This window comes from Halorubrum sp. 2020YC2 (assembly GCF_018623055.1).
Lineage (GTDB): Archaea > Halobacteriota > Halobacteria > Halobacteriales > Haloferacaceae > Halorubrum.
Genome location: NZ_CP076019.1, coordinates 2,928,345 through 2,942,624 on the forward strand (window position 1 = coordinate 2,928,345; position 14,280 = coordinate 2,942,624).

The following is a 14,280-nucleotide window of genomic DNA, read 5'->3' on the forward strand; positions in this document are numbered from 1 at the left end:
ACCGCGGTTCGTAGGGTCTCACGTTTCGCCCCACCGATTTCCCGTCTTCCGTTTCGAGCCGGTTCGGAAGGGCCTTTTATCCCGCCCGTCGAACGGACGGTATGTTCAGGCAGTTCCGGTCGGCGGTCGAGGCGGCGCTCGCGGACGCGCTCGACTCGCTCGACCTCCCGACCGACGACCTCGGCATCGAACGCCCGCCCGACGACATGGACGCGACGCTCGCCTCCAGCGTCGCCTTCCGGCTCGCGGGCGAGGTCGGCGACGCGCCGCCGAACGTCGCGGCGACGGTCGCGGAGGCGGTCTCGGTCTCGGGCGCCGACTACGTCGCGAGCGTCGACACCGCGGGACCGTACGTCAACTTCCACGCCAACGAGCGCTACCTCGCGGACACGCTCGACGCGGCCGCCGTCGACGCCGACTACGGCGCGCTCCCCGACCGGGACACGAGCGTCGTCGTCGAGCACACCAGCGCGAACCCGACCGGGCCGGTCCACGTCGGGCGCGCACGCAACCCCATCGTCGGGGACGCGGTCGCGAACCTCTTGGAGTACGCGGGCTACGACGTCGACCGCCACTACTACGTCAACGACGCCGGCCGGCAGATGGCGGTGTTCACGTGGGCCTACGAGCGGTTCGACGAGGCCGACCTCGACGCGGAGCCCGCCCGCGACCGCGCGGAGTACGACCTCGTGCGCTACTACCGCAAGGGGAACTCGTTCTTGGAGGAGGCCGACGCCGACGCGGTCGAGGCCGCGGAAGCGGAGATCCAGTCGATCCTTCAGGGGCTGGAGGCGGGCGACGAGGAGACGTACGAGCGCGTGGGCGAGGTCGTCGACACCGTCCTCGGCGGGATGAAGGCGTGCCTCGGCCGCCTCCCAGCGGAGTTCGACGAGTTCGTCAAGGAGACGCGGTTCATGCGCGACGGTTCGACGGACGACATCGCCGCGCGGCTCAAGGAGACGGACCACGCCGTCTACGAGGAGGACGCTTGGCAGCTCGAACTCGACGAGTGGGGGATCGACAAGAACCTCGTCTTCCTGCGCTCGGACGACACCAGCCTCTACACCACCCGCGACTTAGCGCACCACGAGTGGAAGTTCGACACCTACGACCGCGCCGTCACGGTCCTCGGCGAGGACCACAAGCTGCAGGCCGACCAGCTTGACGCGACCCTCGAACTCCTCGGCAACGACACCGACCGCCTCGGCCACGTCATCTACTCGTACGTCAACCTCCCCGACGGGAAGATGTCGACCCGGCAGGGGACGGGCGTGATGCTCGACGACCTGCTCGACGAGGCCATCGACCGCGCCCGCGAGGCGGTCGAGTCCCGCATGGACGACCGCATCCGCGACGACGACCTCACCGACGAGGACGTCGAGCGCATCGCCCATCAGGTCGGGATCGGCGCGGTCCGGTACGACATCGTCTCGAAACAGCCCGCGAAGGCGATCACCTTCGAGTGGGAGGACGCGCTCGACTTCGAGGCCCAGTCGGCCCCGTTCGTCCAGTACGTCCACGCGCGCTGCGCCGGCATCCTCGGTGAGGCCGCGGCCGAGGGCGTCGACGTACCGGGCGTGACGGAAGGCGCCGACGGCGACGTCGACCCCGACGCCCTCGACGTGAACGCGGGCGCCTTAGAGACCGACGCGGCCCGAGACCTCCTCCGCGAGGTCGCCCGCTTCCCGGCGGCGATCGAAGCGGCGGCCGACGACCTCGAACCGCACACGATCGCGACGTTCACCCGCGAGTTCGCGGACGCGTACAACGCCTTCTACCGCGAGTGCCCGGTCGTGACCGCCGAGACCGACGAGCTGCGCGACGCCCGGGTCGCGGTCGTCGCGGCCGCCAAGCACACGATGGCGAACGCGCTCGACGTGCTGGGCGTCGAGGCGCCGGAGTCGATGTAGGCCGGCCGAACGACGCGACTCCGAGGGACGGCGTCTCCCGTCCCCGCAAACTGTTTTGTCCCGGCGGCCGTACCGCCGAGCGATGCTCGAGCTTTACCAGTCGGAAGGCTGCCCGCACAGCGCGACGGTCCGCGAGACGCTCTCCGAGCTCGGCGTCTCCTACGTCGCGCACAACCCGCGGCTGCCCGGCGACGTCGGCGGCGATGTCACCAACGAGGTGACCCACGGCGAGCTCACCGCGGTCGGCGACGACCAGATCCCGTACCTCGTCGACACCGACCGCGGGGTAACGATGTACGAGAGCGACGACATCGTCGAGTACCTCGAAGAGCACCACGCCTGAACGCTCCCGCCTCGCAGGGCCCGCTCGCGGCCGACTCGGGGCGTCTCGCCGGGCACAGCCCGGAGGTCAAAGCTTACTTACCCGCACGGGGGCGAACTATTGGTAATGAGCAGCGACGCACAGGAGGCGAACGAGGACCGCCGGAAGTACGAGTTCCGCAAGGTCATCGAGGAGCTCAAAGACTTCGAGGGCTCCGGCACCCAACTCGTCACCATCTACATCCCCGAAGACAGGCAGATCTCCGACGTGGTGGCCCACGTCACCCAGGAACACAGCGAGGCGTCGAACATCAAATCCAAGCAGACCCGGACCGCCGTCCAAGACGCGCTGACGTCGATCAAGGACCGACTCCGCTACTACGACACCTTCCCGCCCGAGAACGGCATCGTGCTCTTCTCGGGCGCCATCGACGCGGGCGGCGGCCAGACCGACATGGTCACTCGGACGCTGGAGTCGCCGCCACAGCCCGTCGAGTCGTTCCGGTACCACTGCGACTCGGAGTTCCTCACCGAGCCGCTCGAACACATGCTCGAAGACTCCGGGCTGTTCGGGCTCATCGTCTTGGACCGCCGCGAGGCGAACGTCGGCTGGCTGAAGGGGAAACGCGTCGAGGCCGTCAAGTCAGCCTCCTCGCTCGTCCCCGGCAAACAGCGGAAAGGGGGTCAGTCCGCACAGCGGTTCGCCCGCCTGCGCTTAGAGGCCATCGACAACTTCTATCAGGAGGTCGCGGGGATGGCCAACGACCTGTTCGTCGACAAGCGCCACGAACTGGACGGTATCTTGGTCGGCGGTCCCTCCCCGACGAAAGACGAGTTCCTCGACGGCGACTACCTCCACCACGAGCTACAGGACAAGGTGCTGGGGAAGTTCGACGTGGCCTACACCGACGAGTCCGGGCTGAAGGACCTCGTCGACAACGCGAGCGAGGCGCTCGCGGACCAAGAGATCGTCGAGGACAAACGCAACATGGAGGAGTTCTTCGAGAAGCTCAACACCGGCCAGGAGGCGACCTACGGGTTCGAGCAGACCCGCCGGAACCTCATCATGGGGTCGGTGGACCGCCTGCTCATCTCCGAGGACCTCCGCTCCGACGTCGTCGTCTACGAGTGCCCGAACGACCACGAGGAGTACGAGGTGATCGACTCGCGACACTCGACGCCCGACCACGAGTGTAGCGAGTGCGGCGAGGCCGCCGCGGTCGACGAGCGCGAGGACGTCATCGAGCACCTGATGGCCATCGCGGAACAGCGCGGCACGGACACGAAGTTCATCTCGACGGACTTCGAGAAGGGCGAACAGCTGCTCGACGCGTTCGGCGGCATCGCGGGTATCCTGCGCTACTCGACGGGCGTCTAAGGCTTCGAAAAAGGACTCTACGACCGCTTTACTGCTTTTCCGGCTCGACCGACGCCGGCGCTATCTCCAGGCACGCGCAGGCGTCCGTCTCCGGGTCGAAACAGTCTGGACACTCCGGCTGGCGGTCGATGATCGTGTCGAGCCGCTCCGCGACCGTGTCGTCGATGACGGCCTCCAGTTCGCGGGCCTCGGCCTGGAAGTCCTCCACCGCGAGGACGTTCGCGAGGAACCGCTCGATGATACAGTAGGTCTGGAGGGCGTCTCTGGCCCGGACGATACCGTCGTCGGTGAGCTTCACCCCCTTGTACTTCTCGTGTTCCGCGAGGCCGCGCTCCTCGAGCTTGCCGATCATCTCGTTGGCGCTGGCCGGGCTGACGCCCAGCGCGTCGGCTATCGACCCGGTCGAGGCGGGCCCGTCTTCGCTGTCCTGTACGACGTATATCGTCTTGAGGTACTGATCTGCGGTGTTCACGGCTGTCCTCCGTCGGCGCTCGTCGGCTCGTCTGTCCGGTTCATCGGCGCTCCATGACCTCCGTGACCTCGCGCACTCCCTCGGCCTCCTCGTCGCGGATCGTCGTCAGGGTCGCGACCAGCTCCTCGCGGTCGATCGAGAACGTCGCCTCGGACCCCTCTATCGCCTCGATAAGGTCGTCGTAGAACTTGTACGCCGTCTCCTCGTTACACAGCTGGTCGTACAACACGTCGTCGAAGTCCTCCGGTCGCGTCCGCCCGTAGCGGGCGTCGACCAGCGACTCGATCTCTCCGAACGGGACGCTGTCGACGCCGAGCCCCTCGACCAGCGTCTCCAAGCGCTCTCGGTGGTCGGCCGACTCCTCGGCGGCGTCGGCCAGCAGCGTCTCCACCTCCTCGTCGAGTTCGGCGTCCAACTGCTGGTAGTGGCGGTGCGTTCGCGCTTCGACGACCTCTTCGAGCACGATTCCGATCTGGAGCAGTCGCGCGAGTTGGTCGTCGGAGGCGACCCGCTGACTCACGCTCACCGCGACCACCCGAGACGGCACGATACGCGGGTTCGCATACCTCCGTCTCGGGTGCCGTCGGTCTTAAGCGGTTCCCCTCGCGGGCCGCTCGCTCCGCGGGTGAGACGGGCCGAAAAATCCGTTCGGCTGGCGGAACAGCTGTGAGCGCCGACCGCCTACTGGAGGCGCTCCAAGACGAGCTCCTCGACGTCGTCGCGGAACTCGTCGACCGCGATCTCCTCTAAGACGGGCACGAAGAAGCCCTCGACGAGCATGTTCCGCGCCGTCCGCGAGTCGATCGAACGGCTCTGAAGGTAGAACAGGTCCTCCGCGTCGACCTGGCCCACCGTCGCGGAGTGGGACGCCTCGGTGTCGTGGTTGTGGATGATCAGCTTCGGGGACGCGTCCGCCTCCGCGTCGTCCGACAGCATCAGCGTGTTCTCGCGCTGGTAGCTGGAGGTGTTCCACGCGTCCTCGCCGACGTCCTGAACCCCCTCGTAGACGGAGCGGGCGACGTCGTCGAGCACGCCGCGTGTGACGAGGTCGGCGGTGGTCTGCTCCGCCTGGTGCCACACGCGGGCGTTGATGTCGAAGTGCTGGTCGTCGGTGCCGAAGAACGTCCCGACGATCTGGCTCTCGGAGCCGTCGCCGTTGAGCTCGGTCTCGATGTCCGAGCGCGTGAGCTTCGAGCCGAAGTTGCTCTCGATCCAGTCGACCGTCGCGTACGTGTCGGTCACGCCGCGCTTCAGCGAGTAGGTGTACGAGTCGTCGTCGAGGTTCTGGAGCGAGCCGAACTGGACGTTGGCGTTCTCGCCCGCGACGACCTCGACGAGGTTCGAGAAGTACCGGTCGTCTGCGACCTCGCTTTCACCCGTTTCGATCGACTCGAGGATCGTCACCGACGACGACTCCTCGGCCACGACGAGCGTCTGGCTGAACAGCGAGCGAGAGTTCATCTCCGCGCGCACCGTCACGTCCTCGACGTCGACGCCCTCGGGACGTAGACGAACGTGCCGGTGGTAAAGAGCGCGACCGAAAGCGCCGTGAGGTAGTTGTGATCGGGGTCGAGGACGGAGCCGAAGTTCGCCTCGATGACGTCGCCGTACTCGGCGAGCGCCTCGGTGAACGGGAGGACGACGACCTCGTCGTCGCCCGCGGTCCGCTCGGTCTCGTCCGCCTGGTTCAGCGGGTCGACGAGCGCCTCGAAGTCCAGCGCCTCCAGGTCGGTCCAGCGGCGCCCCGGCGTCTGGATGACGTCGGGCAGCTCCGCGGTCTCCAGCGCCGAAAGCGCGTTCAGGCGGGTCTCCAAGAGCCACTCGGGCTCGTCGCGTTCGTCTGCGATGCGTCGTACCGTGTCCTCCGAGAGGCTCTCGATTGCTTGCGTGCTCATGTTATCCGAGCGAGCCCTCCATCTCGAGTTCGACGAGCCGGTTGAGCTCGACGGCGTACTCGATGGGCAGCTCCTCCGTGATCGGCTCGATGAAGCCGGAGACGATCATCTGTTTCGCGTCGTCGTCGTCCAGCCCGCGCGACTGGAGGTAGAAGATGTCCTCATCGCCGATCTTGCCGACGGTCGCCTCGTGGGCGACGTCGACCTTCGACTCGTTGATCTCCATGTACGGCATCGTGTCCGACGTCGACTCGTTGTCGAACATCAGCGCGTCGCACTCGACGGCCGTCGAGGAGTTCTCCGCGCCGTCCGCGATGTGGACGAGCCCGCGGTAGTTCGTGCGGCCGCCGTCCTTCGCGATCGACTTCGACTCGACGGTCGACTTCGTTTCCGGCGCGTTGTGGTACACCTTCGCACCGGTGTCGATGTCCTGACCCTCGCCCGCGAAGGCGATGGTGATGTGGTTGTCGGAGGCGCCGCGGCCCTTGAGGATCGTCGACGGGTACAGCATCGTCGCCTTCGACCCCATCGAGCCGGAGATCCACTCCATGCGCCCGCCCTTCTCCGCGATGGCGCGCTTGGTGTTCAGGTTGTACGTGTTCTTCGACCAGTTCTGCACCGTCGAGTACTGGACGTGGGCGTCCTCGCCCACGAACACTTCGACGCCGCCCGAGTGGAGGTTGAACGCCGAGTACTTCGGGGCGGAACAGCCCTCGATGTAGTGGACCTCGGAGCCCTCCTCCGCGATGATGAGCGTGTGCTCGAACTGGCCCATCCCCTCGGAGTTCATCCGGAAGTACGCCTGAACCGGCATCTCCACGGTGGTGTTCTCCGGGACGTAGACGAACGAGCCGCCGGACCAGATGGCGCCGTGAAGCGCGGCGAACTTGTTGTCGCTCGGGGGGACACACTTCGTCATGAAGTGCTCGCGGACGATCTCCTCGTGCTCTTGGACGGCCTTGTCCATGTCACAGAAGATGACGCCCTTCTCCTCCCACCGCTCCTGCATGTTCTGGTAGACGATCTCGGACTCGTACTGCGCGCCGACGCCCGAGAGCGCGTTCTTCTCGGCCTCCGGGATGCCCAGCTTGTCGAACGTGTCCTGGATCTCCTCCGGGAGGTCCTCCCAGTCGTCTGCGCCGCCGCGCTTGTCGATGTCCGGCCGGATGTACGGCACGATCTCGTCGATGTCGATCTCCGAGAGGTCCGGCTGGCCGGGCCAGTCGGTCGGCATCGGCATCTCCTGGAACTGCTCTAACGCGCGCAGGCGGCGCTCCAGCATCCACTCCGGTTCGTCCTTGTCCTCCGAGATGACGCGGACCGTCTCCTCGGTGAGACCCTTCTCGCTTTTGAAGGCGGACTTCTCCTCCTTCTTGAACTCGAAGCGGGCCTCGGTGTCTGTCTCCTTGAGGTCGTCCTGTTGTGAACTCATGATATTGTGTTACGTGTTTGCCGTTTTATTCCTGTTGCGTGACCATTTGTGGTTACGCCGCCTCGAACGCGTCCTCGCGGACCCAGTCGTACCCCTCGTCCTCGAGCTTCTCGGCCAGCTCCGCGCCGCCGCTCTTCACGACTTCGCCGTCGAGCATGACGTGAACGTGGTCCGGCTCGACGTAGTCGAGGATGCGCTGGTAGTGGGTGATCTGGAGGATGCCCGTGCCCTGCTCGTCGCGGAGCGCGTTGATCCCCTTCGAGACGTCCTTCAGGCGGTCGATGTCCAGCCCGGAGTCGATCTCGTCGAGCACGGCGACGCTCGGCTCCAACATCGCGGCCTGGAGGACCTCGTTCTGCTTCTTCTCGCCGCCGGAGAAGCCGGCGTTGAGGTAGCGCTGCATGAACTTCTCGTCCATGTCGAGCAGCTCCATCTTCTCCGAGAGGATCTCTTGGAACTCCGCGACGCCGATATCGCCGTCGTCTGCGGGACCCTCCATCGGGGAGGTCTCGTACCCCTCGTCGTCGTCCTCGTCGTCGGCTTCCGCCTCCTCGTCTTCCTCGTCTTCGAACAGCTCTTCGCGCTCGTCCGCCTTGGCGTTCAAGGCCTGACGAAGGAAGTTCGTCATGGTGACGCCCTCGATCTCGGCGGGGTACTGGAAGCCGAGGAAGATGCCGAGCGCGGCGCGCTCGTTCGCCTCTAGGTCCAGCAGCTCCCAGTGGTAGTCCTCCTCCTCGAGGTCGACGTCGACGTCGGAGACATCCTCCTCGCTGAGGTGGAGCAGGATCTCGCCGCCGGTGACCTCGTAGGCGGGATGGCCGGCGATCACTTTCGCGAGCGTCGACTTGCCCGACCCGTTCGGCCCCATCAGCGCGTGGATGTCGCCGGACTCGACGGTCAGGTCGACCCCGAGAAGGATGCGTTCGCCGCCCTCTTCTGCCACTCGTGCGTGAAGATCGTTGATTTCGAGAGTAGCCATATGTATTCTCGTGCCTCGTATCTCGATAGTGGGGGTTGAGGGGGTTAATGGTTACGCATCTCCCCCTCAAAACTCTCGAATCCGTCAAGAAATTTTTCGACGATCGAAAACTGGTTTCTCTCGGACGACCCGCCTACATGAACGAGCCGAGTCCGGTCTGCTCTTGGCCTGTCTTCACTTCCTCCACGACATGCCGAGCGCCTCGATTACGCGCTCTATCGGCCCTTTCAGCGTCTTGTCCAGCATCTTCTCCCAGTCGACCTCGAACTCCTCCGGCACCTGGTCGGCGTATTCGAAGCAGATCACGTCCGGATCGCGCTTGAACTCCCCGTACAGGGCGTCGCGCTGCGGGTCGAGCCCTTCCTCGTCTTCCATCCGCGCCCAGAAGTCGGGGTGGACCTTCTCGACGTACAGCCGCTTCGGCTTCGACCCGCTCCCGAAGTTGGTGCCGAGCATCATGTTCGCGTACTTCGCGCCGCGGACCTGCGCGGTCGGCGTGTGTAGGCGTCCAGTTTCTTGCCGATCCCGCCGGGGATCCCGATCTCCGCTACGTCGACGTCGCCGTCGAGGACGCGCGCGATGACGTCCACGAGGTACGCTTTCACCTCCTCCATGTCCTCGTCGATGTCGTCGCCGGTGACGATCGTCTCGATGACGTTCTGCTGGACCTCCTTCGTGATGCCCGCGATGTCCGAGCGCTTGTACTCGAAGCCGGTGATGTCGATGTCGTCGACGTCTTTTCCCTCCTTCCAGATGATGTGGCCCGCGTACCGCTTCTTCTTACCCGCCTGGAAGAACCGCCGGTAGAGCTTCTCGAACTCGATCTGGAAGCGGTGTTCGTCGGCGTTGAGTTCTTCGCGCGCGAAGTCGTCGTACCGCCCGTTGATGTGGTCCTCTATCTCGAAGGAGGTCTCGATCGCCTCCTCCTTCGACATGTCATAGAGAAAGCATAACGGAGTCGGTATCACCATAAGCAACCTGATAATTAAGCTCTTCTGCCTCGTGGTCGTTCCGGAGCGCCTTCTTCTCCTCGCGCTCGGAGAGCAGTTCGTCGACCATCTCGCGCATGATCCCGTCCGGCTGCTTCCGGAAGTGGGTCCCGTTGGGCGCGACGTACGTCTCCCCGTCGTACTCGTCGGGATCGACCTTCGTCTCGGGGCCGGCGTTGATCGTCACCATACACATCGGGTAGAGGCTCTTCAGGTCCTGGACCGTCACCATCTCCTTGACGCCCGTGATCGGGTCGAAGACGGCGCCGCCCTCGAAGTCTTCCGACTCCTGTTGGCCCTTCGTCGGGAGCGCGAACTTCCCGAACGCCTTGTGGAGGACGTACATGTCGACGGTGTCGCCCGGCGTCGGCGCGTCCTCGATCTTACAGCCGACGAAGGTACGCACCTCGTCCCAGAAGGCGATCACGTCCTGTTTCCGGTCGATCTCGACGCACAGCTCCACGTCGCGGATGCTGTACTCCAGCAGGCGCTCCGGGTCCTGCTCCCAGAGGTCGCCGATGTCGCCCGTGTAGCGCTCCTTGCCGACGCCGAGCTCGCGCTCACCCACCGCGTCGAGCCGGTACGACTCCAGCTCGGTGAACATCGTCCGCTTGTAGGCGTACAGCAGGTCGAAGACGACCCGTCCCTTCACGTCCGGACCGCCCCAGCCGGAGCGCCACACCTCGCCGATCCGGGAGAATCTATCCACCGAGAGATTATACTCGCTTCCCGGATCAATCTCTTCCATCCGGTCGAAGAAGTACGGGACGTCGAAGTCCTCACAGTTGTGGACGAGGCAATCATCTGCGAAGAAATTGTGCGTGGTCGTCTCGATGTCGTAGGTCGTCTCCGTCCCGGCACGCTCCACGTCCTCAACCTCCACAAACACGTACTCGGGCCACTCTTCGAGAGTCGTTTCGTGCCGTTTGAGATTAATTCCGCGGCGGTGTTTGTCCCGCCCGATCCGCTTCTCGTCAGTGCCCGTGTCAGCCTCGAAGAGTGCGTACGGGATGTTCTCGCTCGTCCACTCTTTCCGCCGTCCAGCGCTTTTAGCGCTCTCGCTTTTCTGAGTGAGAGAGATGCGGGAGGACCCGATCCCTGAGCCGCTGGATCTCACGCTCTGCGTCCGGGACCCGAACCACGTTCTCACGCTGTTCTGCGTAGATGCCGAGTCGGCGGAATAGCTTCACGTACCACTCTCCGATAGACCGATTTTCGGCCGCAACGGTCACCGAAGATGAGATGTGCCGTCCAGCGCTTTTAGCGCCTCTCGCTTTTCTGAGTGAGAGAGATGCGGGAGGACCCGATCCCTGAGCCGCTGGATCTCACGCTCTGCGTCCGGGACCCGAACCACGTTCTCACGCTGTTCTGCGTAGATGCCGAGTCGGCGGAATAGCTTCACGTACCACTCTCCGATAGACCGATTTTCGGCCGCAACGGTCACCGAAGATGAGATGTTCCCGTCTCCGTCGATGACTCCCGCCAAGAACCGTTCTATATGCGATTCTGGAAGTTCGAAAACCGTCGAGAGATCGACTTCCCCATCGTTTTTACTACCGAACGGAATCCCGAGCCCGTTGAACGCGTACATCCGGGCGTAGTCCAGTACGTTCTGCTTGTAGCATCCCTTTCCATCGGGTTCGAGATGCGTTTCACCGGGGAACTGTTCGTGTAACTCCTCGCGCGTGTTGTAGAAACGGACTCCGTCATCGGACGACATCGTTCCGTCCGTGAGAACTAGTCCCGCGAGATACATCTCGTGGTCGGTAAGTTCCCTGTCGAGGTCGTTCCGCGTGCGACGGTACTCCCGCCCGCCGTCAGGGAGCGCAACGTCGTACCGGTCAGACGCGACCAGACAGCGCTCCGGAGTCCAGACATCTGTCTTCGGGTGATGTAAGGTTCCTGTGGCGAGATCAAACTCCTCTGCGAGCTCCGAAACGGCGCCGTAAGGAAGTTCAGATTTGAACGATTTGATCGCTTCTCTACTTCCGAACCGCTGGCATTCGACTGGGATGAGGTCACTCAGGGTCGGGACACACTCCAAGTCGACGTTCAATTTTCGCGGCTTGAGGAGATAGTCCCCGACGTCGATCTCGCTTCCCTTCTTCCAGTCGACTTGATCGTCGTCACCGACCATCACACGGCGAGTCTATATCGAAGAATATCCTTCTCGCTTTCCCACTTGTTCGTGACCTCGGCGGTCGTCGTCTGCTGTTCGTCGCCCTATGATCTCGTCTCCGACAGACACGTCCTCGATCCGTTGCTCGGTCCCGTCCGCTTTGAGAATTTGACTATCCCGGTAGGCAGTTCCACCCCGTAAAGAGATCCGGGTCCGTCTCGTCGATGTACTCGACGAACGCGTCGAGCATCGCGGCCTCCCCTCGAAGGTGCGGACCTTGAAGTCGAGCTCCTCGCCCTCGTCGACGATCCCCTCGTAGTCGGGGAGGTCCTCGGGCGGCGGCACTTCGGCCTCCGGCGCGTCGTACAGCCAGACGACGTACTCGTCGTCGTAGGAGTCGTGGCTGGTGAGACAGATGATCGGCTCCTCGCCGTCCTCTGGGAAGCCTCGGCGGTCGTCGACCTCGATGTCGAAGGTGTTCACGCGGAGGTCGGCGTCGACGTCGGCCGGTTCGAGGTGCCCCTCGTGGACCTGGATCGTCCCTCGCCGTCGTCAAGCCGCCGCTCCTCGACGCGGATCCCGCCGTTGATCCGTTGTCGATCAGGAACCGGTTCGGGAAGAGGATGTCCGCCTCGAAGCTGGTCGCGAAGTCGTCGCGGATGTTCCCCACGTCGCGGGGCGTCCGGGTGACGATCCGGGTGAGCGGCTCGCCGCGGATGCTCTCGTAGGGCTCGCCGTCAGCGTCCTCCTCGCGCGTCCCGATCACCACGTCGTACTCCTCGACGGGGTCGCGGTCGAGGTCGGCCGTCGGGACGTAGAAGTACGGCTCCACGCCCAGCACCCGAAGGTGTTCGACGACATCGTGGTCGGCGTCCCCGTCGACGTGCTCTGCCGGTCGCCGGCCGAACACGTGGACGACCGGGTACTCGTCGCTGCCGTACCCCTCGACGGCGTAGTCGATCTGGCTGATCATCAGCTCGACGGTCCCGGTCGACTCCGGGAACTTCGCCTCGTCGACGTCGACGACGTCGCTGACGCGGCCGCGCCCGCCGCCGGCGACGACGGCCGCCTCCTGTGCGGCCAGGTCCTCCCGCTCGGTTTCCGTGTCGCCGTCGCTCCCGTCGCTCGCGTCTCCGCTCGACGAGAAGTCCGACAGCCCCGACTGAGTCATACCCGCCTTTCGGCCTCACCCGGCGAGGTCTCCCGCCACGGAAAGGCATTTAATGTGTGATGACTTACCACGGTCTATGTCTTCGGACCCACGTTCCGAACCCCGGGTGGCTCGTCCGGCCGATTCCGACGCGGTCGACGCCGAGGTGGAGGTGTACGAAGACGACGGGAACGTGGTGCTTTTCGACGCGACCAACCCCCTCGCGTGGGTCGAAGCGAGCCGAACGGTGCGGCTCGCGGACGCGCTCTGACCGCGGCCCGACGGCGGTCCCCACGCTCTCCCTCCTCCCGAACGCTCTCCAGCCACGCCCGCGGCCCCGGAACCCCTTTGCCCCGGCGCGGCGTACGTCCCGGCGTGTTCAGCCTCGACGAGGACGACGAGGGCGAGATCTCCGTCGGAGAGAGCTCCGACGCGGAGCGGGAGATGACGCCCGACATCCCCGAAGCGCCGTCGGTAAAGTCGTTCGACGACGGCGGCGACTTCGAGGGCGCGAGCGACGTGGACCAGGGGACGCTCCGCGCGTTCGTCGTCGCCGTCATCTATGCCAACGCCGCCGTCCTCCTCGTCGCGCTCGGGCCGATGGTGTGGTACTTCGAGGGCTGGTCGCGGGTCGGGCCGGCCCTGCTCGTCGGCGGCCTCCTCGCCGGCGTTCGAACCTACCAGACGTACCGGGCGTGGCAGCGGTCGCGGGACGAGACGGACGAGGCCGACGGACAGGCGAGCGATCCGGACCCCGACGGACGGGCGAGCGATCCGGAGTCCGACTCCGACGCGGCGCCGCCGGAAGCGTAATGTCCGACGCCCCCGCCTCTTCGACCATGCAAACGGTTCGCGACGACGAGGGACGGACGTACCTCCTCGTGAAACGGTCCGCCGAGTCGAGCCGCGTCCGGGACCCGGCCACCGGCGCGGAGCGGTACGTCGACAACGACGACCTCCGCGCCGTGGACGGCGAGTCGCCGCTGGCGACCGCGGCCTCGGGCGTGCCGGAACCGGTCCGGCGGACGCTCGGCGCGGTCCGCGACGACCGGTCGCTCGGCCTGCTCGCGGTGGTCGTCGACGAGGGACCGATCGCCGCTATCGACCTCCTCGACGCGGCCGACATGTGCGAGTCCGACCTCCACGGGACGATCACGGAGTTCCGCGCGGCGGGACTGGTCGAGGAGACCGAGGTCGCCGGCCGACGCGGCTACGAGGCGACCCCGGTCGCGGTCGAGGCGCTCGGGCTGTTGCGGGGCGGGTCGGCGGACGAGGGCGACGGGGTTGACGTGGGCGACGGCGACTGATACATCGCTTATAACCGCGATCTGTGGCCGTCTTCGGCCGTTCGGTTATAAATAGTTGATTCTAGACCGACGGCGAACAGCTCCAAAGCCCCACCCGACCGTGACCGCACCGCAGCCTCACGCCTCCCCAGCCTCGTCGGGCGCGTCCTTCGGGCTCCCTTCGGTCGCCTCGGAGCGCCCGACTCCCTCGCGCGTGCTCCTCGCGGCCGCCGGCGGCCGCTCGCAGGCACGCGCCGACGCGAAGGTCTCGGTCGTCCCCTCATCGCCGGCGGTGTCGCCGCGGGCTTCACCGTTGTTCCCGTCGTCTACCATTTATAAAAGGAGCTGT

12 protein-coding genes and 3 pseudogenes are annotated in these 14,280 nt (G+C 65.4%); 6 read left to right on the forward strand and 9 right to left on the reverse strand.

What is annotated here, in order from left to right; all coding sequences use genetic code 11:
- Positions 1-101: 101 nt before the first annotated feature.
- From argS to prf1, 3 genes are all read left to right on the forward strand, one after another.
- Positions 102-1,910 (forward strand): arginine--tRNA ligase, encoded by a 1,809-nt coding sequence (gene argS, locus KI388_RS14550; RefSeq protein ID WP_215087289.1) that lies wholly within the window; start codon positions 102-104, stop codon positions 1,908-1,910.
- 82 nt (positions 1,911-1,992) lie between these two features.
- On the forward strand, positions 1,993-2,253 hold the full coding sequence (locus KI388_RS14555; RefSeq protein WP_215087290.1) for a glutathione S-transferase N-terminal domain-containing protein: 261 nt from the start codon (positions 1,993-1,995) through the stop codon (positions 2,251-2,253).
- A gap of 105 nt (positions 2,254-2,358) precedes the next feature.
- The gene (prf1, locus tag KI388_RS14560; RefSeq protein WP_215087291.1) at positions 2,359-3,609 is read left to right on the forward strand and encodes a peptide chain release factor aRF-1; all 1,251 of its coding nucleotides are present in this window, start codon (positions 2,359-2,361) and stop codon (positions 3,607-3,609) included.
- Between the two features lie 28 nt (positions 3,610-3,637).
- Here prf1 and KI388_RS14565 read toward each other — a convergent pair whose 3' ends face one another.
- The 8 genes and pseudogenes from KI388_RS14565 to KI388_RS14600 all read right to left on the reverse strand — a co-directional run.
- On the reverse strand, positions 3,638-4,081 hold the full coding sequence (locus KI388_RS14565; RefSeq protein ID WP_215087292.1) for a metal-dependent transcriptional regulator: 444 nt from the start codon (positions 4,079-4,081) through the stop codon (positions 3,638-3,640).
- A 40-nt stretch (positions 4,082-4,121) separates the two neighbouring features.
- Positions 4,122-4,607: a ferritin-like domain-containing protein gene (locus tag KI388_RS14570; protein WP_215087293.1), complete on the reverse strand. Its 486-nt coding sequence runs from the start codon at positions 4,605-4,607 to the stop codon at positions 4,122-4,124.
- 155 nt (positions 4,608-4,762) lie between these two features.
- Positions 4,763-5,976: pseudogene (gene sufD, locus KI388_RS14575) on the reverse strand (Fe-S cluster assembly protein SufD).
- Position 5,977: 1 nt separating this feature from the next.
- Positions 5,978-7,408 carry a Fe-S cluster assembly protein SufB gene (sufB, locus tag KI388_RS14580; protein WP_215087294.1) on the reverse strand — a complete coding sequence of 477 codons (1,431 nt, stop codon included), beginning with the start codon at positions 7,406-7,408 and terminating at the stop codon, positions 5,978-5,980.
- A gap of 52 nt (positions 7,409-7,460) precedes the next feature.
- Positions 7,461-8,387, reverse strand: a complete 927-nt coding sequence (locus tag KI388_RS14585; RefSeq protein ID WP_215087295.1) for an ABC transporter ATP-binding protein — start codon at positions 8,385-8,387, stop codon at positions 7,461-7,463.
- A 133-nt stretch (positions 8,388-8,520) separates the two neighbouring features.
- Positions 8,521-10,163 (reverse strand): annotated as a pseudogene (locus KI388_RS14590) (DNA-directed DNA polymerase); the annotation flags it as partial.
- 441 nt (positions 10,164-10,604) lie between these two features.
- Complete coding sequence (locus tag KI388_RS14595; RefSeq protein ID WP_215087296.1) at positions 10,605-11,513, reverse strand: hypothetical protein; 909 nt, start codon at positions 11,511-11,513, stop codon at positions 10,605-10,607.
- A gap of 169 nt (positions 11,514-11,682) precedes the next feature.
- Positions 11,683-12,666: pseudogene (locus KI388_RS14600) on the reverse strand (3'-5' exonuclease); the annotation flags it as partial.
- Between the two features lie 76 nt (positions 12,667-12,742).
- On the opposite strand from KI388_RS14600, the gene KI388_RS14605 reads away from it, so the two are divergent.
- From KI388_RS14605 to KI388_RS14615, 3 genes are all read left to right on the forward strand, one after another.
- Positions 12,743-12,916 carry a hypothetical protein gene (locus KI388_RS14605; protein WP_215087297.1) on the forward strand — a complete coding sequence of 58 codons (174 nt, stop codon included), beginning with the start codon at positions 12,743-12,745 and terminating at the stop codon, positions 12,914-12,916.
- A gap of 104 nt (positions 12,917-13,020) precedes the next feature.
- Positions 13,021-13,458 carry a hypothetical protein gene (locus KI388_RS14610; RefSeq protein WP_215087298.1) on the forward strand — a complete coding sequence of 146 codons (438 nt, stop codon included), beginning with the start codon at positions 13,021-13,023 and terminating at the stop codon, positions 13,456-13,458.
- Between the two features lie 26 nt (positions 13,459-13,484).
- The gene (locus tag KI388_RS14615; RefSeq protein ID WP_215087299.1) at positions 13,485-13,952 is read left to right on the forward strand and encodes a hypothetical protein; all 468 of its coding nucleotides are present in this window, start codon (positions 13,485-13,487) and stop codon (positions 13,950-13,952) included.
- Positions 13,953-14,069: 117 nt separating this feature from the next.
- Here KI388_RS14615 and KI388_RS14620 read toward each other — a convergent pair whose 3' ends face one another.
- Positions 14,070-14,264, reverse strand: a complete 195-nt coding sequence (locus KI388_RS14620) for a hypothetical protein (protein WP_215087300.1) — start codon at positions 14,262-14,264, stop codon at positions 14,070-14,072.
- Positions 14,265-14,280 lie beyond the last annotated feature (16 nt).

Excerpts from the sequence above, each read along its gene's own strand:
- KI388_RS14605 (WP_215087297.1), top strand. The coding sequence starts at position 12,743 with ATGTCTTCGGACCCACGTTCCGAACCCCGGGTGGCTCGTCCGGCCGAT.
- argS (WP_215087289.1), top strand. The coding sequence starts at position 102 with ATGTTCAGGCAGTTCCGGTCGGCGGTCGAGGCGGCGCTCGCGGACGCG.
- KI388_RS14615 (WP_215087299.1), top strand. The coding sequence starts at position 13,485 with ATGCAAACGGTTCGCGACGACGAGGGACGGACGTACCTCCTCGTGAAA.
- sufB (WP_215087294.1), bottom strand. The coding sequence starts at position 7,408 with ATGAGTTCACAACAGGACGACCTCAAGGAGACAGACACCGAGGCCCGC.
- KI388_RS14555 (WP_215087290.1), top strand. The coding sequence starts at position 1,993 with ATGCTCGAGCTTTACCAGTCGGAAGGCTGCCCGCACAGCGCGACGGTC.
- KI388_RS14595 (WP_215087296.1), bottom strand. The coding sequence starts at position 11,513 with ATGGTCGGTGACGACGATCAAGTCGACTGGAAGAAGGGAAGCGAGATC.
- KI388_RS14620 (WP_215087300.1), bottom strand. The coding sequence starts at position 14,264 with ATGGTAGACGACGGGAACAACGGTGAAGCCCGCGGCGACACCGCCGGC.
- KI388_RS14585 (WP_215087295.1), bottom strand. The coding sequence starts at position 8,387 with ATGGCTACTCTCGAAATCAACGATCTTCACGCACGAGTGGCAGAAGAG.
- prf1 (WP_215087291.1), top strand. The coding sequence starts at position 2,359 with ATGAGCAGCGACGCACAGGAGGCGAACGAGGACCGCCGGAAGTACGAG.